We start from the raw sequence: 23500 nt of genomic DNA on the forward strand, positions 1-23500 counted from the left end.
CCCGCGCCGGATAACAGAGGGGGAATTGCAATGGACAAGTTTTTCGGAAATCTGCACGCCGTATTGGGGGCGGGCCTCGTGCTGGCGATCATCCTGATGCTGGGCCTCAATGGCCAGAATTTCGAGGATGGCATCGCCGCCGGCAATGCCATCATGCGCTGGCTGCACACCTTTTTCGGCGTGCTGTGGATCGGCCTGCTTTATTATTTCAACTTCGTCCAGATGCCGACGATGCCCAAGATTCCGGCCGAACTGAAGCCCGGCGTGTCGAAGCATATCGCGCCTGCCGCGCTGTTCTGGTTCCGCTGGGCGGCACTGATCACCGTCCTGCTGGGCGTCGCGATCGCCGGCCATGCGAAATATCTTGCGCCCGCGCTGGGCCTTCAGGATCCCTATAAGCTGATCGGTGTCGGCATGTGGCTGGGCCTGATCATGGCGTTCAACGTCTGGTTCCTGATCTGGCCGAACCAGAAAAAGGCGCTGGGTCTTGTCGAAGCCGACGATGCGACCAAGGCGAAGGCCGCACGCACCGCGATGATCTTTTCGCGGACCAACACCCTGCTGTCGATCCCGATGCTCTATGCGATGGTGAACTTCAGCTAAGCGGGCCAAAGACTGAAAAAGAAAAGGCGCTCCGGGAAACCGGGGCGCCTTTTTCATTTCCGCCGCCCCCGCAAAGGCGGGGGCCGCTGGCAACCTTGCGCACCGCCGATGGCGGCCCCCGCCTTCGCGGGGGCGACGATCAGGATTCCACCGCCGCCTTGTGCGCCCGGCCGTTCATCACATAATGCGCAACCCCGACCTGCATCCCGGCCGCCTGCGCATCGTCGATCTCGCGCACCCGCCGCGCCGGCGATCCAGCCCACAGCTCGCGGGTCGGGATCTCCTTATTCTCGGTCAGCAGCGCGCCCGCCGCCAGCATCGCATCACTGCCGATCCGGCATCCGTTCATCACCGTCGCCTTCAGCCCGACAAAGGCGCGGTCGTCGAGGACGCAGCCGTGCACCATGGCAAGGTGGCCGATCAGCACATCTTCGCCGATGATCGTCGGAAAGCCTTCGGGACGGTGGGGCATCGGACCGTCGCAATGAACGACGCTGCCGTCCTGGATGTTCGACCGCGCGCCGACGACGATCCGGCTGACGTCGGCGCGCAGCACGCAATTATACCAGATGCTGACATCAGGCCCGATGACGACATCGCCGATGATCCGGCATCCCGGCGCGATAAAGGCGCTGGGGTCGATCTGGGGCGTCTTGCCATTGATGCTGATGATGCTGACGTCGGGATAGATCATTCGCGGTTTCCGATCAGATGCTTCCACATAAGGACCGGCAACGTCGAAGCGTAATCGTCGGTCCAGCGTTCGAAATTCGCCCGCGCCTTCAGCGGCACCCAGGCACCTTCGTCTTCGGCGTCCTTGCGCGGCCTGATGCCGCCGGTCAACTGCTCCATACGCTGCGGCGTCGCGGTCAGGACAACCCAGTTTGACCCGGTGAGGTCGCTGAAATCGTCGCCGATCGGCCCCGGATCCTTGCGGATCGCCGCGCTCCAGCCCCGTGCCTTTGCCTCGGCAGTCAGCACGGGTTCCAGATCGAAAAAGCGGTTGGAAATATGGATCAGCAGCACGCCGTCGGGCTTCATCGCCCGCGCATAAATGCCGACTGCCTCCTTGGTCATCAGATGAAGCGGAATGGCGTCGGACGAAAAGGCATCGATGACGAGAATATCGAAACGCCCCGGCGGCTGGTTCGCAAGCTGCAGTCGCGCGTCGCCGAGGACGATCGGCGTGTCGCCCGCGCATTCGGAAAGGAAGGTGAATTTCGCCGGATCGCGCGCGATGTCCACCATCACCGGATCAATCTCGAAAATCGTCCATTGCTGGCCGGGCTTGCGATAGCAGGCAAGCGTCCCCGCCCCCAGCCCGACGATACCGACCGCCGCATCGGGACCGGCGAGCGCTTCGGCCTTGTCGAGCGTCAACCCGACCCCCGACTGGTGGCCATAATAGGTTGTCGGCTCCAGCTGCTTTCCGGCGTCGGTGCGCTGCAGCCCATGTAGCGTCGTCCCATGCGCAAGGCGCCGCTGTTGACGCTGAGGATCGTCGGTGACCGTATAAACGCCAAAATAGCTGCGGACCCGCATGCCGGTGAAGCTTTCCTGCACCGTGTCCCAGCCGCCCAGGCCGAGCATCAACAAGGCAAGAACCGGGACGAAAGCCCAGCGCCAACCGATCACGAGCAGGCCGATAACGAAAATGGCGATGCCCCACCACATCACGTCGTCAATCGCGCCGGTCCAGCCGTCGACCATCTTCCAGCAGGAAAAGGCCGCAATGGCGACGAGCAGCGCGGCGGCCAATCGCGCGGCGCGCGGCTTCAGCCCCAGCCACTGGTCCCACGGGAACAGCGCCGGCAGTGGCAGCAGCATCGCCGACGCGAGGACGAGCAACGGATGTTCATACACCCAGTCGAAAACCAGCGGCGCAAACAGCGCGGCGAACAGCCCGCCGAGCACGCCGCCCGCCGACATGATGAGGTAGAAGAGCGTCAGATACCGCGGCGCGGGGCGAAGGTGATAGAGATAGCCGTGCAGCGCGGTCGCGACGAGGAACAGCATCGCGAGGCTGGAAAGCGCGATCGTCATCGACCCGCCGCCGGAACTCAGCAGCGACAGCCCGCCCACCGCCAGGAGACCGGCGGGGGCAACGACGGTGATCGTCTGAACAAGCCGGTCCATCGTCGAAAATGCGATCACAAAGCTGAGCAGATACAGCCCGAGCGGCAACACCCACAGCAAGGGCATCGCGACGATATCGGTGGTGAGATGCGTGGTGGTCGACAGCATCAGCCCCGACGGCACCGCAGCGATCAACAGCCAGTGGATCTGGCGCCGGAGCGTCGGGGGCGCTTCGCCGGCTTCCGCAACCTCTGCGCCGACCGTCTCCGCTCCGGCCCGCCAGCGCGTCGCCGCGCTGATCGCGACCAGCGCCACCAGCAACGCATAGCCCGCCGTCCAGCCCCAGCTTTGTGCCGCGAGCGGCAGCGACGGTTCGACAAGCGCCGGATAGCTGATCAGCCCGGCAAAACTGCCGAGGTTCGATGCCGCGTAAAGAATATAGGGATCGCCTGCGCGGGTGTCGGCGGCGAACCAGCGCTGCATCAGCGGAGCCTGCGCCGCGACGACGAAAAAGACCGGACCGATCGACGCGATCAGCAGCAAGGGCACCCACAAAGCCTCCTGCCCCGCTGCGGGCGGTGCGATGTTCGCTATGCCGATCGGCAGCCAAAGCGCTGCAGCGACGAGCAATGCGACGTGGATCGCCGCCTGGCGGCGTATCTGAAACCGCCCGAGCCAATGGGCATAGGCATAGCCGCCGAGCAGCAGCGCCTGATAGACCAGCATCGCGCTGTTCCACACCGCGGGAGCGCCGCCCAATTTGGGCAACACCATCCGCGCCACCATCGGCTGGACGAGAAAGAGCAGGAAGCTGCCGACGAGGATCGTCATGACGAACAGCCAGCGGCGCGGCGAAGCAGAAGCGGTCATGCGGTTTCCCATGCCAGGCGTGAAAGTGAGTAAGTGATGTGCGGGCGCAGCGGGTCGCCGCCGGCAAGCTTTGGATGATCGAAGTCGAGACCCGCGCAATATTGCATGCCAAGCCGCCCGGTCCTGATCATCCGGCGAGAAGTCGCGCCGCGTGAAGTGCGTGATAGCTCAAGACACCCGATGCCCCCGCGCGGCGGAAAGCGAGCAGGGTTTCGAGGACGAGTGCGTCGCGGTCGCCCGCACCGGCGGCAGCGGCGGCCTCGATCATCGCATATTCGCCGGACACCTGATACGCATAGACGGGCACCGCGAAATTCGCCTTCACCGCAGCGACGATGTCGAGATAGGGCAGACCCGGCTTCACCATCACGCTGTCGGCGCCTTCGGCCAGATCCTGCGCGACCTCGCGCAGCGCCTCTTCGGCGTTGGCGGGGTCCATCTGATAGGTCTTCTTGTCACCCTTCAGCAGCCCGCGCGAACCGACCGCATCGCGGAACGGACCATAGAAGGCCGAGGCATATTTGGCGGCATAGCTCATGATCTGGACGTGGCCGAAGCCTTCAGCCTCCAGCGCCTGCCGGATGGCGCCGATGCGGCCGTCCATCATGTCGCTGGGGGCGATGATGTCGGCCCCGGCGCGCGCCTGATTGAGCGCCTGCCCGACGAGCACCGCGACGGTTTCGTCGTTGAGGACATAGCCCGCATCATCGATCAGCCCGTCCTGCCCATGGCTGGTATAGGGGTCGAGCGCGACGTCGGTGAGCACGCCGATCTCGTCACCCAGCGCGTCCTTGATCGCGGCGACCGCGCGGCACATCAGATTATCGGGATTGAGCGCCTCGGCCCCGTCGGGGCTGCGCCGGTCGGGCTCAGTATAGGGGAACAGAGCGAGGCACGGGATGCCCGCTGCGACCGCATCCTTTGCCCGCAGGACGATCTGATCGACCGACCAGCGCGAGACGCCGGGCAGGCTGGCGATCGGCTCCTCGGTCCCGGAACCCGGGCAGACGAACAGCGGCCAGATCAGGTTCGCGGGCGAAAGCCAGGTTTCGCGCACCATCGCGCGGCTCCATCCGGTGCGTCGGGTGCGGCGAAGGCGCAGGTCGGGAAATGCGGCATGAGTCATGCAGCGTGCATAGCCGCGCCGCGACGGAGGGCAAATGGATATTGGCTAAATGCCCCCGTCCGCCCGCTTCGACGCGACATCGGCGAGCGAACCCAGTTTCGGCCCCTCTGCCTGCATCGGCGCGATCGGCGTCAGCGCCGCGCCGGGGGTGATCGACAGCATCGAACGGATCCGGGCGCGGAAGGCGGCCAGTTCCTTGCCCTCCAGCGCCGCGCGGGTGACGAAGGTCACCGACGCAGGGTTCACCGCCCGGCCGTTGCGATAAAGTTCGTAGTGAAGATGCGGTCCGGTCGAAAGCCCCGTCGAACCGATATAGCCGATCACCTGCCCGCGCGTGACACGCTGGCCCGAACGGACCGCGATACGGCTCATATGGCCATAGCCGGTGCCGAGGCCGGCGCCGTGGCTGAGCTTCACATAATTGCCGAAGCCGCCATGTCGCCCGGCAATCGTCACCACGCCGTCGCTCACGGCATAGATGGGCGCGCCATAGCCGCCCCCGAAATCCATTCCGCTGTGCATGCGGCGATACCCCAGAATCGGATGGCGCCGCATGCCGAAGGTCGAGGTCACGCGCCCGTTGGTCGGACGCGCCATGCCGCCGCGCTGTTCGCCGACGCCCGACGCCTCGAACCACTGGCTGCGGCCGTCCTTCTGCCATTCGAGCATCGACAGCTTTGGCTTGCCGCCGCGAACGAGGCCCGCATAAAGCAGCTTGCCCGTCTCGCTTTCGCCGGTTTCGGCGCGGCGATAATCGACGATGATATCGAATTCGTCGCCGGCGCGAATGTCGCGGCCGACCGAAATCTGTTTGCCGATGACCCGCAAATAGGACTGGATCGCTTCGGCTGGCGCACCGGCGGCGCGCGCCGAACGGTACAGGCTGTCGCCCACGCGTCCGCGAATTCTGAGCGGGGTCGTATCGACCGCGATCGGGATGCGCCGCATCACCAGTTGCCCGCCCTCACGCTCCATTTCGATACGCAGATCGAAACGCGCGCGCATCGCCAGCGCGTCGACGGGCCGCGGCATGGTGCGGGCGGCGCGGCGACCGAGGATCAGGTCGATGCGCGTACCCGGCGCGATATCGGCGAGCGGCACTGCGCCCGACACCTGGTTAGCGAGCGCCTGCGCCTCGCTGCTGCCGACACCCGAGCGTTCGAGCAGGCGCGCGAAGCTGTCGCCGCTGCCCAATGTGGCGGTCAGTTCGATCTGCGGCCGTTCGGGGGTCTGGGTGAGCGGGCGCACCGCATCGGTCGCCGCCATATGCCGTCCGGTGTCGCCGCCAAATGCCTGCGGCACGATCATCTGCGCGCGCGCCTCGTTAAAATCGGCGGCGTCGAGTGCGGGAGCACCGCCGACCTCGATCGGCTGGACGCCCGGGAAGGTCGCGATCGCCGTCCCGCAGAGCAGAGTTAATGTTGCCAGACCCCGCCACCAGATCGCCGAGCCGATATTGTCGCCGAGATCGGGAACCAGCTCGATCTGCGCCAGACGTTCGCGCCACGACGGCTGGAGCGCCCCGCCGGCAGCGCTGCGTCCCGCAGATATGGCCTGCGACATAGCGAGCGCGGCCGTATTGCCCGACATTCCCGCAATGGGTTCGTGACGCTGGAACAAAAAGTGCAACCCCCATTCGGCGACTTGCCCCTCGCGAGCGCCGCCGATGATGTTTCCGTGCCAATGTCTGTAAACAAAGGCCGTTAAAGTCAATTTAACGGCCCCCGAGCCGTTTCGCCTTGCGGTCAGCCGTGTCCGGGTCGGGACGCGATGCAGGATATGGCGCGGGATATGGCAAAAATTTCACCTTTCCGCCGCCGCGGAGCGATCGCCTGTTGCGCGCCGCCGCCCACCATGCCAGCGTAGCGGACAAGACAATGTCATCTCCCTCACCCCACCCGGTCAAGGCCGTCCTTGGCCCAACCAACACCGGCAAAACCCATTTGGCGGTCGAGCGCCTGACCGCCCATTCGAGCGGCATGATCGGCTTTCCGCTGCGCCTTCTGGCGCGCGAGGTTTACGACCGCGTCGTCGCGATCAAAGGCCCGGCGCAGGTCGCACTCGTCACCGGCGAAGAACGCATCATGCCGGCGCAGGCACGCTATCTGCTCGGCACGATGGAGGCGCTGCCCATCGAACGCGACGTCGCCTTTGTCGGGATCGACGAAGCGCAATTGGGCGCCGACCCCGAACGCGGCCATGTCTTCACCGACCGCCTGCTTCGCGCCCGCGGCCGCGAGGAAACGATGATCCTCGGTTCCGCCAGCATCAAGCAGCTCGTCCGCAAGCTGGTGCCGGAGGTGGATATCGTCACCCGCCCCCGCTTTTCGACCCTGAGCTATGCCGGGTCGTCAAAGCTGTCCCGGCTCCCCAAACGCTCCGCGATCGTCGCCTTTTCGGCCGAGGAGGTTTACGCGATCGCCGAAATGCTGCGCCGATTCTCCGGCGGCGCCGCTGTGGTCATGGGCGCGCTCAGCCCCAGGACGCGCAATTCGCAGGTCGCGATGTTCGAGGCGGGAGAGGTCGATTATCTGGTCGCCACCGATGCGATCGGCATGGGGCTCAACCTCGACGTCCAGCATGTCGCCTTCGCTTCCCTGCAGAAATTCGACGGACGGCGGCTGCGTCGCCTGACCATTTCGGAAATGGCGCAGATCGCCGGGCGCGCCGGGCGGCACCAGCAGGACGGCAGTTTCGGCACCGTCGGCCTGCCGCAAGGCGGCTTCACGCCCGAGGAAATTGCCGCGATCGAGGGGCATCATTTCCCGCCGCTTGCCAGTCTCTTCTGGCGCAATCCGACCCCCGGCTTCGGTTCGCTGGAGCAGCTGTTGTCTGACCTTGCCCAGCCCCCGACCGATCCCGCGCTGCGCCCCGCGCCAGAGGCGGTCGATATCGCCGTGCTCAAGCATCTGGCCGGCGACCTCGAAGTCCGCGCGCGCAGCGGCGACTTCGATGCCGTCCAGCGCCTCTGGGACGTCTGCGGCCTCCCCGACTTCGAGCAACTCGGCGCCGAACATCACAGCCGCACCGTGCTGAAGCTATGGCAATGGCGCACCAACGGCGACGGGATGATCGACCCCGACTGGTACGCACGAAAACTCGCCAGACTGAACGATGTCGAGGGCGATATCGACCAGCTTGCCAGCCGCATCGCCGCCGTCCGCACGCTCTGCTTTATCGCCCAGCGCGGCGACTGGATCGCCGGCGCGGCAGGGTGGACCGAACAGACGCAGGCGCTGGAATCGCGCCTGTCGGATGCGCTGCACGCCGCGCTGGCGCAGCGCTTCGTCGATCGCCGCCTCGCGCTGCTGCTTCGCGACGCCGGCCAGCGCCACGCCGCGCTGCCGGTCGCGGTCGCCGCCGACGGCACCGTCGCCGTCGATGGCGAAGCGATCGGCACGCTCAACGGTTTCCAGTTCAGGGTCGATCCGGTCGCGCGCGCCAGCGATCATAAGATGCTGCTCGCCGCCGCCGAAAAACACCTGCGCGCCGAACTGGCGCGCCGCGCGGCGGCGCTCGCAGAAGGCGACGACAACGCCCTCGCGCTGGTCAGCGAAGCCGGCGCACCGCCGCGTCTCGCCTGGCACGGACATGTCGTGGCGACGCTCGGCCGCGGATCGACGCTAGTCCAGCCGTCGATCCAGATTGACCCGTCGCTGCGCCGGCTCGAACCCGGGCAGGTTCAGGCGATTTCCGAACGGCTGCAACAATTTGTCGCACAGCAGCTGGCGCGCCACGCCGGACCGCTTGCTGCGATGGGCGCCGCTGCCGGTGACCTTTTCACGCCGCCCCGCGTTCGCGCATTGCTCGCCGCGCTGGTCGACGGCAGCGGCCTCGTCGCGCGCGCTGCGGTCGATGAACAGCTCGCGGCGATGACCGCCGAGGAACGCCCCCTGCTTCGCAAGCTCGGGCTCACCATCGGTTCGCTCGACCTCTTCCATCCAACGCTGCTCAAGCCCGAAGCGGTGCGCTGGCGCGCCGCGCTGATTGCCGCACAGCAGGGCGGCGCCATCGCGGCGCTGCCCCCGCATGGCGCGGTGTGGCAAAAAGAGGGCATCGGCATCGCTCTTGGCATCGCCGGGTTCCGCCGCTGCGGGACCGGCTGGCTGCGCATCGACATGGCCGAAAAGCTGGCGCGTCAGGCGCATTCCGCGCGGCTGCAGGCGGCAGCCCCGCCGCCCGCCCCGATCGCCGGCGCCGACACGCATCACGACCATGAGCCGGACCGGCCGGACGAGAATGAGGACGGCCTTCCCGCCTCCGCCCCGCCGGGCTTTGCGATCGATCCCGCCCTCGCGACCTCACTTGGCCTCGACGCAGAGGCGCGCCGGGCGCTGCTGCAAAGCTTCGGCTTCCGCACGATCGGCGAGCCAGCGCTCGATCGCTGGCGCTGGTCGGGGCTTAAAAACGCCGAGAAGCGCCCGCGCCGGAAGCACGGGCACAAAAATGGCGGCCGCGCCAAGGGCGCTCCGCGCGGCGTCACCGGCGATGCGGCGCGGCCCTCCGCAAAGCGGGGCAAAGGCCCGCCGCCCAAATCGCACAATCCCGCGCCGCGCCCGCCGGAGCGCGACCGCGCGCCCCGTCGCGGCCCGTCGCCCAACAGCCCGTTCGCCGGACTTGCCGCGCTCCTCGCCGGCGCGCGCGAGGATTGATGGCCAGCCCGGGCGCCGCGGGTAGCATCCGGCTCGACAAGCTGCTCTGGTATCTGCGTTTCGCGCGCTCGCGCAGCATCGCCCAGGCGATCGTCGCTGCGGGACATATCCGCCTCGACGGGCGGCGCGTCACCCGGTCGTCGTGCGCGGTCCATATCGGACAGACGCTTGTCCTGCCGGTCGGCGAACATATCGAGGTGGTCCGCCTGCTCGCGCTGCCTTTGCGCCGGGGACCGCCTGGCGAAGCGCAAGCCTGCTATGCGCGGCTCGGCGCCAACGCCCCTGCCGCTGGCATTTCCGCTATCAGCGCACAAGAAAATGCTGTGCCGCGAAAACGCGCCGATGGCCCTATGCAATGAGAGTGATTCGCAACTGTCGCAAAGCGTTGACGCGTCGCCGCCGTGCGGCATAGGAGGCAAAGAATCGCAATTTCGGGCGGCCTGGGGGCCGCCGACCAAGGGAGCCTATACCCATGACCTATGTCGTCACCGATGCCTGTGTCCGGTGCAAATATATGGATTGTGTCGAGGTTTGCCCCGTCGACTGTTTCTATGAGGGCGAGAATATGCTCGTCATCAACCCCAATGAATGCATCGATTGCGGCGTTTGCGAGCCCGAATGCCCGGCCGAGGCGATCCTGCCCGATACCGAAAGCGGTCTCGAAAAATGGCTGGAAGTGAACACCAAGTTCAGCGCCGAATGGCCGAACATCACGATCAAGCGCGACAGCCCCGCCGACGCCGACGAATTCAAGGGCGTCGAAGACAAGTTCGACAAATATTTCTCGCCCGAGCCCGGCGAAGGCGACTGAGGCGCGTCGGGGCGGGACATTTCCGCCCCCACCTCCCCTCTTGAAACAATCGTCCTTGGCGCCGATGTAGATGGCGAAGGGGCCAGCCCGCCGATTCCTGGCGGGGCATCCCGGACAATGAAGGACGAAATACAAATGATCGATCCGCTGAGTGCGCTGGTACCCGTAGTCGTCGAACAGACGAGCCGCGGCGAACGCAGCTTTGACATTTTCTCCCGCCTGCTGCGCGAACGGATCATCTTCGTCACCGGCGAGGTCGAGGATAATATGGCCTCGCTCATCACCGCCCAGTTGCTGTTCCTCGAATCGGAAAATCCGAAGAAGGACATCTGGATGTACATTAACTCGCCGGGCGGAGTCGTCACGGCGGGCATGGCGATCCACGACACGATGCAATATATTCGTCCGCGCGTCGGCACGGTCTGCATCGGTCAGGCGGCGTCGATGGGCAGCTTCCTGCTCGCGGCGGGCGAACCCGGCATGCGCGTTGCGCTCACCAACGCACGCGTGATGATTCACCAGCCTTCAGGCGGCGCACGCGGCATGGCATCCGACATCGAAATTCAGGCGCGCGAGATCTTGCGGATCCGCAAGCGGATGAACGATCTCTATGTCAAATATACCGGCAAGCCGTTGAAAGAGATCGAAAAGGCGATGGACCGCGACACGTTCCTCGAGGCTGACGAAGCCAAGGCATTCGGCCTGGTCGATCAGGTCTATGACCGCCGCCCGGGTATCGCCGACGGCGACGCGCCCAAGGACGTCAGCGAAGGCCCGACGCCCTGATTTTTCTGCCCGGCCCGGGAACGGAAATCGCGTCTCTTGACGCCATCTTTACCGCTCCCTGCCAGGCAGACATTGTCCCCGTGTCACCCAATTGCCATATTGTAATTGGGTGACCGCGGACTAGGATGAACGCGGCAGCGCCCTTTTGGCGCCCGCCAGAGGAATATATATGACGAAACTAAGCGGCTCAGACAGCAAGAGCACTCTCTACTGCTCCTTCTGCGGCAAGTCGCAGCACGAAGTCCGCAAGCTGATTGCCGGACCGACCGTGTTCATCTGTGACGAATGCGTTGAACTGTGCAACGACATCATCCGCGAAGAGATCAAGGGCGGGATCGCCGCGCGCAAGGATGGCGCGGTGCCGACGCCGCTGGAAATCTGCCAGCACCTCGACGCCTATGTGATCGGCCAGAACAAGGCGAAGCGCGTCCTGTCGGTCGCGGTCCACAATCATTACAAGCGCCTTGCGAACAGCGGCCGCGGCGAAGACGTCGAACTGGCGAAGTCGAACATTCTGCTCGTCGGGCCGACCGGCAGCGGCAAGACCCTGCTCGCGCAGACGCTCGCGCGCTTCCTCGACGTGCCCTTCACCATGGCCGATGCGACGACACTGACCGAAGCCGGCTATGTCGGCGAGGATGTCGAGAATATCATTCTCAAGCTGCTGCAGGCGTCCGACTATAATGTCGAAAAGGCGCAGCGCGGCATCGTCTATATCGACGAGATCGACAAGATCAGCCGCAAGGCCGAAAATCCCTCGATCACCCGCGACGTGTCGGGCGAAGGCGTGCAGCAGGCCTTGCTCAAGCTGATGGAAGGCACGACCGCGAGCGTTCCGCCGCAGGGCGGCCGCAAGCATCCGCAGCAGGAATTCCTCCAGGTCGATACGACGAACATCCTGTTCATCGCGGGCGGCGCGTTCAGCGGGCTGGAAAAGATCATCGGCGACCGCCTGCAGGGCAAGTCGATCGGCTTCGGCGCGCATGTCGCCGGCCCCGACGAGCGCCGCATGGGCGAAGTACTGAAGAATATCGAGCCCGAGGATCTACTGAAATTCGGCCTGATCCCCGAGTTCGTCGGCCGGCTGCCCGTCATCGCGACGCTCGAGGATCTCGACATCGACGCGCTGGTCAAGATTCTGGGCGAGCCGAAGAACGCGCTGGTCAAGCAGTACCGCAAGCTGTTCGATCTGGAAGAGGTCGTCCTGACGTTCACCGACGATGCGCTGGTCGCGGTCGCCAAAAAGGCGATCGAACGCAAGACCGGCGCGCGCGGCCTCCGCTCGATCGTCGAGGCGATCCTGCTCGATACCATGTTCGATCTGCCCGACCTGACCGATGTGGTCGAGATCGTCGTCGACAAGGACGTCGTCGAGGGCCGCAAGGATCCCGTGCGCGTTTATGCCGACAAGGCGAAGGAAGCGGCTGGCGACGCCGCCTGAATCGAGTCGCGCCAAAAGCGGCGCGCCTCCTTTCTTTATGTTGCATTGCAGCAACAGTTGCGGGAAAAAACGCATCGCGGCCTGTGGATAACTCCCGGGCCGCGACGCAAATTCGCGCTTTCCCGTCCCTCATCTGATCGCCCGCCCCCTCGCGGCTTGCACTGTCACATTTGCTGTCACAATCGTGCCACATGCGGGCTTCAGGGGCGCTCGCAGGTCAAGCGCGCCCTATTGTCGCGCTGACAGACGCTACCAATTAGGGGACTTCCTGACATGAAACTTCGTTATTCGATCGCCGCTAGCCTGATGGCTATCAGCGTCGCGTCCGTCATCGCGGCGCCGGCGCAAGCGCAGCAGATCACCACCGGCATCCAGGGCCAGGTCAAGGACGACAGCGGCGCCGCGATCGGCGGCGCAACCGTCGTCGTCACCGACACCCGCACCGGTTCGGCCCGCACGATCACCACGAGCACCGATGGCCGCTTCACGACGACCGGCCTGACCACGGGCGGCCCGTACACGATCGCCGTCAACGCCGACAGCTTTGAAGGTCAGACGATCCAGGACGTCTATACCTCGCTGCAGGGCAACACCGACCTCACCTTCGCGCTCGCATCGGGCGGCGGCGAAATCGTCGTCACGGGCAGCCGCGTCAAGCTCACCCAGCTCGCCGTCGGTCCGGGCATCAGCTTCTCCACGGAAGTCCTTCAGAGCGCCCCGTCGTTCAACCGCGACGTGCGCGACATCATCCGTCTCGACCCGCGCGTCAGCCTCGACCGTGATGACACTGGCTCGGGCCAGGATCGCATTTCGTGCCTCGGCGGCAACGATCGCGGCAACGCCTTCACCGTCGACGGCATCAGTCAGGGCGACGTTTACGGCCTCAACGATACCGGTTTTTCGTCGCGTAGCTCGACCCCGATCCCCTATGACGCGATTCGCGAAACGCAGGTTCAGTTCGCACCGTTCGACGTCGATTACGGCGCCTTCACCGGCTGCGCGATCAACGTCGTGACCAAGTCGGGCACCAACGAATATAAGTTCGGCGGCTATTTCGAATATAGCGACAGCGGTATGCGCGGCGACTCGGTCAAGGGCCTGCCCGTTGCCCCTGTGAAACCCGAAAAGCGCTGGGGCGTCTGGGCCGGCGGCCCGATCATTAAGGATCGCCTCTTCATCTTTGGCGCCTATGAACATCATGAAGCCGGCCAGTCACAGGATGACGGCCCGACGGGCGCAGGCTATGCCAACCCTCAGACCGGTATCAGCGTCGACCAGTTTAACGCGATTTCGGACGTTCTGAGTGACGTATACGGCATCGAAACTGGCCCGCTCGTCACCAACCGTCCCTTCACCAACGATCGCTATTTCGGCCGCCTCGACTGGCAGATCAACGACGATCACCGCTTCGAAGCGACCTATCAGCGTCTGGAAGAAGGCTCGACCCGTCCCGATGATCTGTTCACGGGCAACTCGCCGCAAGCCATCGGCCTTAACACCTTCTCGGTCAGCGGCACCGTTTCCGATTATTATTCGGGACGCCTCTATTCGCAGTGGAGCGATAATTTCTCGACCGAACTGCGCTATTCGCGTTCGAAAGTAACCGATCGCCAAGATCCTGTCGGCGGCGGCGAAGCCCAGTCGGCAAACCCGATTCCGCGCATCATCGTCGGCATCGACAATGCAACCGGCATCGACGGCACCGTTCTCGCCGGCCCCGGCAACTCGCGCTCGGCCAACGACCTGCGCACCAGCATCAATCAGTATCGCGCCGTTGCGAAGCTGGTGTCTGGCGCCCACACGCTGAAGGTCGGCTTCGAACTCAACCAGGCCGACTTGTTCAACCTGTTCGTCCAGAATGCCACCGGCACGCTGGTGTTCCGGAACATTGCCGATCTGCAGGCCGGCTTGCTCTCGCCGGGCATCGCCAATGGCTCCATCTGTTCAGCGACGACCACAACGACCCCGATCAACGTTGTGAACGGCTGCACCGCCGGTGCCTTTGGAAACTTCTCGTCGACCGGCGACGTTAACGCAGCAGCGGCAGAGTTCCAGCGCAGCATTTACACGATCTTTGCGCAGGACGAATGGGAAGTCAGCGATCGCCTGACCGCTGTTATCGGCGTCCGCGCCGATTGGTATGACGGCGGCCGACCGAAGCTCAACCCGATCTTCCAGCAACGCTACGGCTTCCCCAACACCACCGGTTTCAGCAACCTCGCTCCGGTCGTAATGCCGCGCCTTGGCGTGACCTATGACATGGACGATTTCGCCGTGTTCGGTCGGCCGAAGCTGACGGGCGGTGTCGGCGTCTTCTCAGGCGGCGATCCTGTCGTGTGGTTCGGCAACGCTTTCCAGAACGACGGCCGCGGCTTTGCACAAGGCAGCAGCCAGTCGTCGAATTGCCCCACCGGCCAAATCAGCGTTCTGTCTGGGGGCACGTTCACGGGCGTTCCGGCATGCATCCGCGCCGACGGCATCTCGCAGGCCGCCGGCGGTCTTGGCGATACCCAGTCGATCAGCCCGAACATCAAGATGCCGACGGTGCTGCGCGCCAACATCGGCTTCACGTCGGAACTGAACTTTGCCTCTTCGGGCTTCTTCAGCGGCTGGAATGTGGCGCTTGACTACATCTACAGCAAGTACCGCAACCCGTTCACGATCGTCGATCTCTCGCAGACGATCAATCCGGCGCTCGGTCTCAACGGCTACACTGTCGACGGTCGCCCGATCTATCGTGCGATCGATACCAATGTTGCCGGCTGTAACGCCGAACTTGTTGGCCTGAATCCGGGTCCCGTCTACTCCGGCGTCACCGCAGCCTGCTTCAACACGCAGCGCGATGACGAACTGCAGTTGACCAACAGCGCCGGCTATCGCAGCCACAACGTGTCGTTCATCCTGTCGAAGACCTTTGACGGCGGATTGTTCACGCAAAATGGCAATGTCGATTTCAACATCGGCTATGCCTATACCGACGCACAGGATCGCCGGAACATGTACAACTCGACGGCCGGGTCCAACTATGACCAGACCGCCGCGTTCGACCGGCAGAACCCCGCAGCGTCGCGGGGCTTCTTCAGCAGCAAGCATAATATCTCGACGCGCCTCGCTTTCCGCGAGGAGTTTTTCGAGGGTCTGTCGACGCGCCTTGCCATCACGGCCATCGCACGCTCGGGTCGTCCGTACAGCCTGACCTTCACCGGCGGCAGCGTGTTCAACGACAGCCAGTCGGGTACCGAAAATGCACTCGTGTACCTGCCGACCGGCATCACCGATCCGAACATCTCGCCTTCGTCGAACATGACGGCGGTGCAGGATCTGGTTGCCTTTGCCAGCGGCCTTGGTTGCGCCAAGAAATATCTGGGTCGGACCGTTCCGCGCAACACCTGCTCGAACGACTGGTATTTCGACGTCGACCTCAGCTTCTCGCAGGACATTCCGGGTCCGGGTCGCCTGTTCGGCAAGAATGACAAGCTGAAGCTTTATGCCACGATGGACAACTTCCTGAACTTCCTCGACCAGGACTGGAACGTCCAGCGTCGCCGTGACTTCGCAGGGCGTCAGGACATCGCCAATCTGTCGTCGACGGGTGTCGATGCGCAGGGCCGCTACATCATCACGGGCTTCGCCGGTCAGGCGAACATCGATGCCGACAATGGCATCAATGTCAGCTCGTCGGTGTGGCGCCTGAAGGTTGGCGTATCCTACGAATTCTGATCACAGTCAGACAAAGGAAAAGGGCGCGGGAGGCAACTCCCGCGCCCTTTTTCATGCCCGATGAAAATCCATCAGCGGCGCACCCGCCGCTGACTAACCTACGTCAGCCCGCGGCGATACGCCGCGCGGTGTCCTGAACCAGCGCGATCATATTGGGGACGCCCTGCGTGCGGTTCGACGACAGCTGGCGCGTCAGCTCGAACGGCGCGAGCGCCGCCGCGACATCCATCTCCGCCACCTCGGCCGCCGGCTTGTCCTGCACCGCGGACAGCACCAGCGCGACGATGCCCTTGGTAATCGCGGCATTGCTGTCGGCAAGGAAGTGGAGCGCGCCGTTGCTCTGTGGAACGGGATAGACCCAGACGCTCGCCGAACAGCCGCGCACCAGTGTCGCGTCGGTCTTCAGCGCATCGGGCATCGGCTCGAGCGTGCGGCCAAGCTCGATCAGCAGACGATAACGATCGTCGCCGTCGAGGAAGTCATATTCGTCGAAAATGTCGGTGAGGCTGCGCATGCGACGTGCACTGGCAGAAACGGCGACGGGGCGAAAGGGGCAAGGCGCCCGTCGCCCTCCACCGTCATTGCGCGCGGAGTGAAGCAACCCGGAGCGGAGCAAGGCGGCCCCGAATTGCTTCACTGCGCGCGCAATGGCGGCAGCGAGAGGTCAAAGATCGACCCCCGCGGCGATCGCCTCAAGCTTGCGCAACCGTTCCTTGAGGTCGGCAATCTCGATCCGCGACCCGGCGTGCGGGACGGCGGGGTCGTGCTGGGCGTCACGCCCGGCGGCGAGTTCATCGCGCTTCAGCTGAATCCAGTCACGCCAGCCGCGCAGCGCGACCAGGCTCATGATGGTCAGCGCGATCAGCGCGACGGCGGCGGGGACAAGGTTGGTAGCAAGATCGGAAGTGATGGCGGCCATGCTTCGGCTCCTTCTTCGTCACATATCAGGGGACAGAGCGGTCGCGCAGTTTCTCGATTTCTTCGTCGAGGCTGGCGGCGCGGTTATGGTCGGTGGCGATGCGTTCGAGCACCTGGATGCGTTCCTTCAGCGCGCGGATTTCGGCCTGCAGCGCCTTGGTTTCTCCATTGTCCTGAGCGACGAAATACTCGCCGCCCTTATGATCGCGGCGGATGCCGTGCTTGGCGCGGACAATGCTGCCGATCGTCACGATCAATACGATGCCGACAACCATCTCGAATGGGCCCATGGGGAAGATCCTTTCCGTATATCTTGTTCTAGTTGAGCGGCGCGTCGCGCAGCTTTTCAATTTCGTCGGACACCTCGATGCCGCGGTCGGTCACGATACGTTCGAGAACGCGAACGCGAGCCTCCAGCCGTTCGGTGTGCGCCGCATATTGCGCCGCCTTTTCAGCGGTCTCGTTCGACAGCAGGGTCAGTTGCTTTTCCTTGAACTTCAGGTGGCGCTTGTACATGTCGCCGCCGATGCCGAGGATCACGGGGATCCCCACAACGATGAAGAAAAAGCCGAGGACGAAAGCACCGTTCATCGTTTCGCTCCGTTCAGTTCGACGTTTTAATTCGAGGGGCGCCGCAGCGCCTCAATCTCGTGGCTCAGCCGGTGGCCTTCGTCGGTGACGATGCGCTCGATCACCGCGAGGCGATCCTTCACCGAACCCAGTTCGGCCCGCAGCTGGGCATTTTCCTGACTGACCAGCTTGACGCGTTCCATCGCCTCGTCGCTGGTCTTGGGATAGACGGCCTGACCCCATGCGCCGTCGAGCGGATAGCCGTTCTTGACGCGCAGCCAGGTGGTGAAAACCCATCCGCCGATCGCGAGCAGCGCGATGATAACGGCTGCGGGCGAGATGGTGCTGAGTATATCGCTAGCGTTCATTGTCTTATTTCCTCTCAGCGCAGCCGGTCGATCTGGTTGGCGAGCTCTGCGGCCTGACCGTTGGTTTCGGTTGCGATGCGTTCGAGTACCGAAATGCGTTCTTCCAGCCGGCCGATTTTGTCTGCGAGCCTGGCATTGTCACCTGTCAGCAGCGCGATTTTTCGATCAGCGTCGGCGTCGGTTCGATGAACCGTACCGCCCCATTCATTCTCGACCGGATAGCCATGCTTGGCGCGGATCCATGTGGTGAACATCCAGCCGCCGATCGACAATGCGATGATTGCGATCACAAAAGTGGGACCACCCCAGCTCATCCTGTTTCTCCCTGTTGCCGTCCAACCGCCCTTGGTCCGCCGGCGCCCGATTAACGGAGCGCGTCGATTTCGTCGGCAAGGCGGCGGTTATGGCTGGTGTAATATTGTTCGATGTCGGCGAGGCGGCGGTCGATGTCGCGGAAGCGCGACTTGATGTCGCGGGTCGACGCGGTCGGGTTCGATCGCACGCCCTGCCAGAATTTCGCTTCCTCGTTCGATCCGTAAAGAGCGAACGGCTTGGGCGTGCCCATCCAGGCGACGATCCAGTAAGCGATCAGCGTCCACGGAAAGCCCCCCATCAAGGTCAGGAGGACCGCGCCGACGCGGACCCAGAGGACATCGACGCCGCTATAGTCCGCGATACCCGAACACACACCGCTCCATTTGGCGTTTTGTTTGTCGAGATAGAATTTGGTGCGACTGGCAGACATCTCAGTTCCTCCGCGTGTTATTTTCAAGCTGCGCCAGATCTTCGTCGCTCCGCACCGAAGGGCGGAAGTCGGGATGGTCGGCGCGGATGATGCGTTCGACGGTGTGCAGGCGGCCTTCGAGCCGTCGTGCCGTGTCGTACAGTTCATCGAGCAGTTGTTCGTCTTCCCCAGTCAGCGTCTTGGCCTGCTTCCACTTGGTGATGTAGTGGAGGATCAGCCAGGGCAGACCGAGGAAGAGCGTTCCGATGACGATCGGGACGATGATGATTTCTTCCATCGGTCCGGCTCCTTATTTCTTGGCCTGCGCCGCTTTCAGCGCGGCAAGTTCGTCGGCGACCTGATCGGCGGCCTGCAGTTCGGCGATTTCCTCATCGAGCGACTTTTTATAGCCCAGGCCCAGCGCATCCGCGCGACCTTCAGCCTCATCGACGCGGCGTTCAAGTATCTCGAAGCGCGAGAAGGCATCTTCAACGCGGTCGCCGTTGGTCATTTCACGCAGCTTGTAGCGATTTTCGGCGCTTTCAAGGCGATTGACGACGCTCGACTGACGCGTGCGCGCTTCGGAAAGCTTCTTCTGCAGCTTGGCGATATCGCCTTCATAGCCCGAGAGCGCATCGTCGAGAACCGCGATTTCGGTCTTCAGACGCGCGGCCATGTCGCCGGCCTTCTGCTTTTCGACAAGCGCGGCGGTGGCGAGGTCTTCGCGGTCCTTCGACAGCGCGAGCTCGGCCTTTTCCTTCCAGCTGTCCTGCAGGCTTTCCAGCTTGGTGATGTGCCGGCGCATTTCCTTCTGATCCGCGATCGTGCGGGCGGCGGAGGCGCGAACTTCGACAAGCGTTTCGTTCATCTCGAAGATGATCTGGCGGATCATCTTTTCCGGATCTTCGGCCCGGTCGAGCAGGTCGGTGACATTGGCGGCGATGATGTCGCGGGTTCGTGAAAAAATACCCATTTGAAAACTCCTGTCGAAAACCTTGAGACCATTGTCTGATTTAGAAAGGCTGGTGCCGGGGCGGGGCAAGGGGGGAGAGAGCCCCGGCACCAGATCCGGTCAGGCCAAGGGACTGACCGCCGGGGACGTGGCAGCACCGACCAGCGTAGCGGCGGGGGCGCCGGTGATGCTGGTGGCGATTTGCGGCTGGTCGATCACGCCGACGAGGATGGCCAGCGCTCCCGCCGCGCTGAGCGCGAAACTGGTGGCCTGGGCAAACATCACTGACATGGTCGAACCTTCCTCTGCTGCACCGGCACATCGTGCGCCGGTTCGATGGATACTATGCAGGAGCTGTGCCAATTGCCCGGCGCCCCGGAAAAGCGCCGGTTTCGAGCCGCATGCGGGTGTCCATCCGCATTTTCCTTGCCAATCAACGGGAAAATTTGCCAATGATTGGGAATGGAGCGCGAAACGCAGTTCATCGGCCAGTCGGCAACCTTTCAGGATGCGGTCGACCGCGCCAGCCAGGCAGCCGCGCTCGACCGCCCGGTGCTGGTGATCGGCGAACGCGGCACCGGCAAGGAATTGATCGCCGAGCGCCTGCACCGCCTGTCGACGCGCTGGGACCGCCCCTATGTGATCATGAATTGCGCCGCGATGCCCGAGACGCTGATCGAATCGGAATTGTTCGGGCACGAAGCGGGCTCCTTCACCGGGGCCACGCGCACCCGCGCCGGGCGCTTCGAGGAAGCCGACGGTGGCACGCTTTTTCTGGACGAACTCGCCACCATGTCGATGGGCGCGCAGGAACGGCTGCTGCGCGCGGTCGAATATGGCGAAGTGACGCGCGTCGGCTCGTCGCGCCCGATTCGCGTCGATGTCCGCATCGTTGCGGCGACCAACGAACATCTGCCCGCGCTGGTCGAGGCGAATCGCTTTCGCGCCGACCTGCTCGACCGCCTGTCGTTCGAGGTCATCACCCTGCCCCCGCTCCGCGCGCGCGAAGGCGACATCGAAGTGCTCGCCGAATATTTCGGGCAGCGCATGGCCGCCGTGCTCGGCTGGGACGAATGGCCGGGCTTCGGCCCGCGCGCCCTCGCCGCGATGGAGGGGCACGACTGGCCGGGCAATGTCCGCGAACTCAGGAACGTCATCGAACGCGCCATCTATCGCTGGGCCGATCCGGAAAAACCGGTCGATGCGCTGAGCTTCGACCCCTTCGCGAGCCCCTGGCAGCCGGCAACGCGCACCTCCACGGCAAGGACGCCGGACGACACCCCATCCCCCGCTACGCGCGACGTATCGCCTCCCCAAGCCGCCACGCCGTCCGGCACCGTCAGCGACCTACGCGCCGCCGTCGATGCCTATGAACGGCAAATATTGTCCGACACCATGGCGCGCTGCCGCTTCAACCAGAAGGTCGCGGCGGAGGCATTGGGACTAAGCTATGACCAGATTCGCCACGCGCTCAAAAAACATGGGCTGAATCAATAATCCTCGACTCACGGACGCGAGAAAAGACTTCTTACTGTCCCGGCAGCTGCGCGTTCAGCGCATTCAGCACCGCATCCTGCGTCGAAGCCAGGTCGGCCAGCCGGTCGCGCAGCGCATATATATCGGGCAGCCCGTCGATCGCCTCGTCGACACTGCGCTCGACATAGAGGCGGTCGATATCGGCGAGCGCGCCGGTGAGCGGCGCCCGCGCGGCGGTGAGGCGCGAAATGGCCTGCTGTGCGACGACCCAGCGCTCGCTGGCGACCGGCGCCCCCGCAGCGGCCGCCACCTGCGACGCGGTGGAATTGCGCTCGGCGGCAAAGGCCTGCTGCGCACTCGCCGCATCCGATTCCCAGCGCGCGAGTCGCCCGGCGAGGTCGGCAGGCAAAGGCCCCGGCGGCGCCACGACCACAGGCGGCGGCGCCACGTCGAATCGCCCCTCGACCGCACGCTTGGCGAGCGACGGCCCATCGCCGCCTTGCGCGGCCGCACACGCCGACATCATCGGAGTCGCGACCAGGATCAGGGATCCCAAAAGAAAAGCACGCTTCATCACCAACCCTGATATGGGGGGGCGAGCGAGGCAGCAAGTGCCGAATCGGCAATGCGCGCGATAATCCGCCCCGCACCGGGCTTTTGGACGAAAAGCACGGGATTTGGCGGTTGACAGCAACGGCATGGCTCGCTAGTGGCGCTGACTTTCCCGCATGCCGGAAAAATCGCCAGCTTCGGCCGGTGACTGGTGCGCGGGTGACTTAGTTTTTTGATTGGATGGAAGACCATGTTCGCAATCGTGCGCACGGGCGGCAAGCAATATCGCGTCGCCGCTGGAGACAAAATCGCTATCGAGAAGATCGAAGGCGAAGCTGGCGATACCGTGTCGCTGGGCGACATTCTGCTGGCCGGTGACGGCGGCGACGTGAAGGACGCGAAGGGTCTGACCGTCTCGGCCGAGATCATCGCGCAGACGCGCGGCGAAAAGGTCATCGTTTTCAAGAAGCGTCGCCGGCACAACTACCGTCGTCGTAACGGCCACCGCCAGTCGCTGACGCTGCTGCGCATCCTTGCTGTCGGCGATGCCAAGAAGGCCGCGCCGAAGAAGGAAGCCGCACCGAAGGCCGAAAAGGCTGAAGCTGCTCCGGCTACCGAAGCCGCCGCCAAGCCCGCTGCCAAAAAGGCAGCCCCCAAGAAGGAAGCCTGAGCGCGGTAACGCAGCTCGGCCCAGATTTAAGGAGCATCCCTCATGGCACATAAAAAAGCAGGCGGTTCATCGCGCAACGGTCGCGACTCAGCCGGCCGTCGCCTTGGCGTGAAGAAGTTCGGCGGTCAGGAAGTGATCGGCGGCAACATCATTATTCGCCAGCGCGGCACGCGCGTCTATCCGGGCGTCAATGTCGGCATGGGCAAGGACCACACGCTCTTCGCAACCGCCGAAGGCCGCGTCCGATTCCACGACGGCAAGCTTGGCCGCAAATATGTATCGGTCGACATGATGGCCGAAGCCGCCGAATAAGGACGATCGCTGACGGGTCGTCCTATCCAAGGGATGACCCGGAGCTGTCCTTTCCGCCCCAAGCGGAAACCAAGTTCGAAAAGAGGGAGACGGGTCACCCCGGACTCCCTTTTTTCTTGCCTGAAATCCGTGCATTAGCGGTCAGGCGTGAAAATCGGGCCTTCCATCTCCCTCCACATCGATTGTCGTCAAAGCGTCACCATCTGGCGTCAGGGCGACAGGCAAATGGGAGTGATAAGATGTTTGCGCGTACCGAAAGACTGTTGCTGCGGCCCGGCTGGCTGGAAGATGCGCCCGCGCTGGCGCAGGCAATCGGCGAGGAAAGCGTCGTCCGCAATCTCGCGACCGCACCCTGGCCCTATGGCGAAGCCCAAGCGCAGGAGTTTCTGAGTAAGCCGCTCGACCCCGATCAGCCGCGCTTCCTGATCTTCGCCCGCACCGGCGGCGCGCCGCGCCTTGTCGGCGGCTGCGGCATTTCGCCGGACCCCGAGGGCGCGCTGGAAATGGGTTACTGGATCGCCCGGCCTTATTGGGGTCTTGGTTTTGCGACCGAGGCGGGACGCCAGCTCATCCGCATCGCCCGCGCGATGGATATGCCCCGGCTGACCGCGGGCCATTTCGTCGACAATCCGGCGTCGGGCGCCGTGCTGCGCAAGCTGGGCTTTCGTCCCACCGGGCGTATCGCACCCCGCTACAGCCTCGCGCGTGGCGGCCTGTCCGATTGCGCCCTGTTCGAAGAAGGCCCCGGTGACGCCGATGGAGCCGTCACCCCGATGCGAACCCGCATCGGGGTGGACGAGGATTTTCGTCAGGAACTACGCCTGATGGCTGCGTGACAATCGGCATCGCCCCCGCGAAGGCGGGGGCCGCCGG

Annotated in this window: 26 protein-coding genes; 11 read left to right on the forward strand and 15 right to left on the reverse strand. The window is 64.2% G+C overall.

The window, feature by feature from the left end:
• Positions 1 to 30 precede the first annotated feature (30 nt).
• Complete coding sequence (locus tag ACSYDV_RS03650) at positions 31 to 603, forward strand: urate hydroxylase PuuD (RefSeq protein ID WP_438322378.1); 573 nt, start codon at positions 31 to 33, stop codon at positions 601 to 603.
• A 139-nt stretch (positions 604 to 742) separates the two neighbouring features.
• On the opposite strand, the gene ACSYDV_RS03655 is transcribed toward ACSYDV_RS03650, so the two are convergent.
• The 4 genes from ACSYDV_RS03655 to ACSYDV_RS03670 all read right to left on the reverse strand — a co-directional run bounded on the left by ACSYDV_RS03655 (position 743) and on the right by ACSYDV_RS03670 (position 6265).
• Complete coding sequence (locus ACSYDV_RS03655; RefSeq protein ID WP_438322379.1) at positions 743 to 1297, reverse strand: gamma carbonic anhydrase family protein; 555 nt, start codon at positions 1295 to 1297, stop codon at positions 743 to 745.
• Positions 1294 to 3549 (reverse strand): spermidine synthase, encoded by a 2256-nt coding sequence (locus tag ACSYDV_RS03660; RefSeq protein ID WP_438322380.1) that lies wholly within the window; start codon positions 3547 to 3549, stop codon positions 1294 to 1296. The genes ACSYDV_RS03655 and ACSYDV_RS03660 overlap by 4 nt, the downstream gene beginning before the upstream one ends.
• Positions 3550 to 3676: 127 nt before the next feature.
• Positions 3677 to 4675, reverse strand: coding sequence for a porphobilinogen synthase (gene hemB, locus ACSYDV_RS03665; protein ID WP_438322381.1), 999 nt, complete (start codon positions 4673 to 4675; stop codon positions 3677 to 3679).
• Positions 4676 to 4720: 45 nt separating this feature from the next.
• On the reverse strand, positions 4721 to 6265 hold the full coding sequence (locus ACSYDV_RS03670; protein WP_438322382.1) for a peptidoglycan DD-metalloendopeptidase family protein: 1545 nt from the start codon (positions 6263 to 6265) through the stop codon (positions 4721 to 4723).
• Positions 6266 to 6552: 287 nt separating this feature from the next.
• On the opposite strand from ACSYDV_RS03670, the gene ACSYDV_RS03675 reads away from it, so the two are divergent.
• The 6 genes from ACSYDV_RS03675 (at position 6553) to ACSYDV_RS03700 (ending at position 16085) form a co-directional block, all read left to right on the forward strand.
• Positions 6553 to 9327 carry a helicase-related protein gene (locus tag ACSYDV_RS03675; protein WP_438322833.1) on the forward strand — a complete coding sequence of 925 codons (2775 nt, stop codon included), beginning with the start codon at positions 6553 to 6555 and terminating at the stop codon, positions 9325 to 9327.
• The gene (locus ACSYDV_RS03680; protein ID WP_438322383.1) at positions 9327 to 9686 is read left to right on the forward strand and encodes an RNA-binding S4 domain-containing protein; all 360 of its coding nucleotides are present in this window, start codon (positions 9327 to 9329) and stop codon (positions 9684 to 9686) included. Before ACSYDV_RS03675 ends, ACSYDV_RS03680 begins: the two co-directional genes overlap by 1 nt.
• A 113-nt stretch (positions 9687 to 9799) precedes the next feature.
• Entirely contained in the window at positions 9800 to 10138 is a 339-nt protein-coding gene (gene fdxA / locus ACSYDV_RS03685; RefSeq protein WP_438322384.1) for a ferredoxin FdxA, read from the forward strand.
• A gap of 135 nt (positions 10139 to 10273) precedes the next feature.
• Positions 10274 to 10924: an ATP-dependent Clp protease proteolytic subunit gene (locus ACSYDV_RS03690; protein WP_438322385.1), complete on the forward strand. Its 651-nt coding sequence runs from the start codon at positions 10274 to 10276 to the stop codon at positions 10922 to 10924.
• 169 nt (positions 10925 to 11093) lie between these two features.
• On the forward strand, positions 11094 to 12365 hold the full coding sequence (gene clpX / locus ACSYDV_RS03695) for an ATP-dependent Clp protease ATP-binding subunit ClpX (protein ID WP_438322386.1): 1272 nt from the start codon (positions 11094 to 11096) through the stop codon (positions 12363 to 12365).
• A gap of 273 nt (positions 12366 to 12638) precedes the next feature.
• Entirely contained in the window at positions 12639 to 16085 is a 3447-nt protein-coding gene (locus ACSYDV_RS03700) for a TonB-dependent receptor (RefSeq protein WP_438322387.1), read from the forward strand.
• 103 nt (positions 16086 to 16188) lie between these two features.
• Here the strand turns inward: ACSYDV_RS03700 and ACSYDV_RS03705 are convergent, their stop codons facing one another.
• The 10 genes from ACSYDV_RS03705 to ACSYDV_RS03750 all read right to left on the reverse strand — a co-directional run bounded on the left by ACSYDV_RS03705 (position 16189) and on the right by ACSYDV_RS03750 (position 19908).
• Positions 16189 to 16599, reverse strand: coding sequence for a SufE family protein (locus ACSYDV_RS03705; protein WP_438322388.1), 411 nt, complete (start codon positions 16597 to 16599; stop codon positions 16189 to 16191).
• A gap of 150 nt (positions 16600 to 16749) precedes the next feature.
• Complete coding sequence (locus ACSYDV_RS03710; protein WP_438322389.1) at positions 16750 to 17004, reverse strand: hypothetical protein; 255 nt, start codon at positions 17002 to 17004, stop codon at positions 16750 to 16752.
• A gap of 25 nt (positions 17005 to 17029) precedes the next feature.
• Entirely contained in the window at positions 17030 to 17293 is a 264-nt protein-coding gene (locus ACSYDV_RS03715; protein ID WP_438322390.1) for a hypothetical protein, read from the reverse strand.
• Between the two features lie 28 nt (positions 17294 to 17321).
• Positions 17322 to 17519, reverse strand: a complete 198-nt coding sequence (locus ACSYDV_RS03720; RefSeq protein WP_438322834.1) for a hypothetical protein — start codon at positions 17517 to 17519, stop codon at positions 17322 to 17324.
• Positions 17520 to 17620: 101 nt separating this feature from the next.
• Positions 17621 to 17941 carry a hypothetical protein gene (locus tag ACSYDV_RS03725; RefSeq protein WP_438322391.1) on the reverse strand — a complete coding sequence of 107 codons (321 nt, stop codon included), beginning with the start codon at positions 17939 to 17941 and terminating at the stop codon, positions 17621 to 17623.
• Positions 17942 to 17955: 14 nt separating this feature from the next.
• Positions 17956 to 18255, reverse strand: coding sequence for a hypothetical protein (locus ACSYDV_RS03730; protein WP_438322392.1), 300 nt, complete (start codon positions 18253 to 18255; stop codon positions 17956 to 17958).
• Between the two features lie 50 nt (positions 18256 to 18305).
• On the reverse strand, positions 18306 to 18686 hold the full coding sequence (gene pspC / locus ACSYDV_RS03735; RefSeq protein ID WP_438322393.1) for an envelope stress response membrane protein PspC: 381 nt from the start codon (positions 18684 to 18686) through the stop codon (positions 18306 to 18308).
• A 1-nt stretch (position 18687) separates the two neighbouring features.
• Positions 18688 to 18963: an envelope stress response membrane protein PspB gene (gene pspB, locus ACSYDV_RS03740; protein WP_438322394.1), complete on the reverse strand. Its 276-nt coding sequence runs from the start codon at positions 18961 to 18963 to the stop codon at positions 18688 to 18690.
• A gap of 12 nt (positions 18964 to 18975) precedes the next feature.
• Positions 18976 to 19638 carry a phage shock protein PspA gene (pspA, locus tag ACSYDV_RS03745; protein WP_438322395.1) on the reverse strand — a complete coding sequence of 221 codons (663 nt, stop codon included), beginning with the start codon at positions 19636 to 19638 and terminating at the stop codon, positions 18976 to 18978.
• Positions 19639 to 19737: 99 nt separating this feature from the next.
• Entirely contained in the window at positions 19738 to 19908 is a 171-nt protein-coding gene (locus ACSYDV_RS03750; protein ID WP_438322396.1) for a hypothetical protein, read from the reverse strand.
• 171 nt (positions 19909 to 20079) lie between these two features.
• On the opposite strand from ACSYDV_RS03750, the gene pspF reads away from it, so the two are divergent.
• Positions 20080 to 21114: a phage shock protein operon transcriptional activator gene (gene pspF / locus ACSYDV_RS03755; protein ID WP_438322397.1), complete on the forward strand. Its 1035-nt coding sequence runs from the start codon at positions 20080 to 20082 to the stop codon at positions 21112 to 21114.
• A gap of 31 nt (positions 21115 to 21145) precedes the next feature.
• On the opposite strand, the gene ACSYDV_RS03760 is transcribed toward pspF, so the two are convergent.
• Positions 21146 to 21667, reverse strand: a complete 522-nt coding sequence (locus ACSYDV_RS03760; protein ID WP_438322398.1) for a hypothetical protein — start codon at positions 21665 to 21667, stop codon at positions 21146 to 21148.
• 228 nt (positions 21668 to 21895) lie between these two features.
• On the opposite strand from ACSYDV_RS03760, the gene rplU reads away from it, so the two are divergent.
• The 3 genes from rplU (at position 21896) to ACSYDV_RS03775 (ending at position 23463) form a co-directional block, all read left to right on the forward strand.
• Complete coding sequence (gene rplU / locus ACSYDV_RS03765; protein WP_438322399.1) at positions 21896 to 22315, forward strand: 50S ribosomal protein L21; 420 nt, start codon at positions 21896 to 21898, stop codon at positions 22313 to 22315.
• Between the two features lie 42 nt (positions 22316 to 22357).
• Positions 22358 to 22627 (forward strand): 50S ribosomal protein L27, encoded by a 270-nt coding sequence (rpmA, locus tag ACSYDV_RS03770; protein ID WP_438322400.1) that lies wholly within the window; start codon positions 22358 to 22360, stop codon positions 22625 to 22627.
• A gap of 239 nt (positions 22628 to 22866) precedes the next feature.
• Positions 22867 to 23463: a GNAT family N-acetyltransferase gene (locus ACSYDV_RS03775; protein ID WP_438322401.1), complete on the forward strand. Its 597-nt coding sequence runs from the start codon at positions 22867 to 22869 to the stop codon at positions 23461 to 23463.
• The last annotated feature ends 37 nt before the right edge of the window (positions 23464 to 23500 follow it).

This window comes from Sphingopyxis selenitireducens (genome assembly GCF_051550705.1).
In the GTDB taxonomy this organism is placed as follows: domain Bacteria; phylum Pseudomonadota; class Alphaproteobacteria; order Sphingomonadales; family Sphingomonadaceae; genus Sphingopyxis.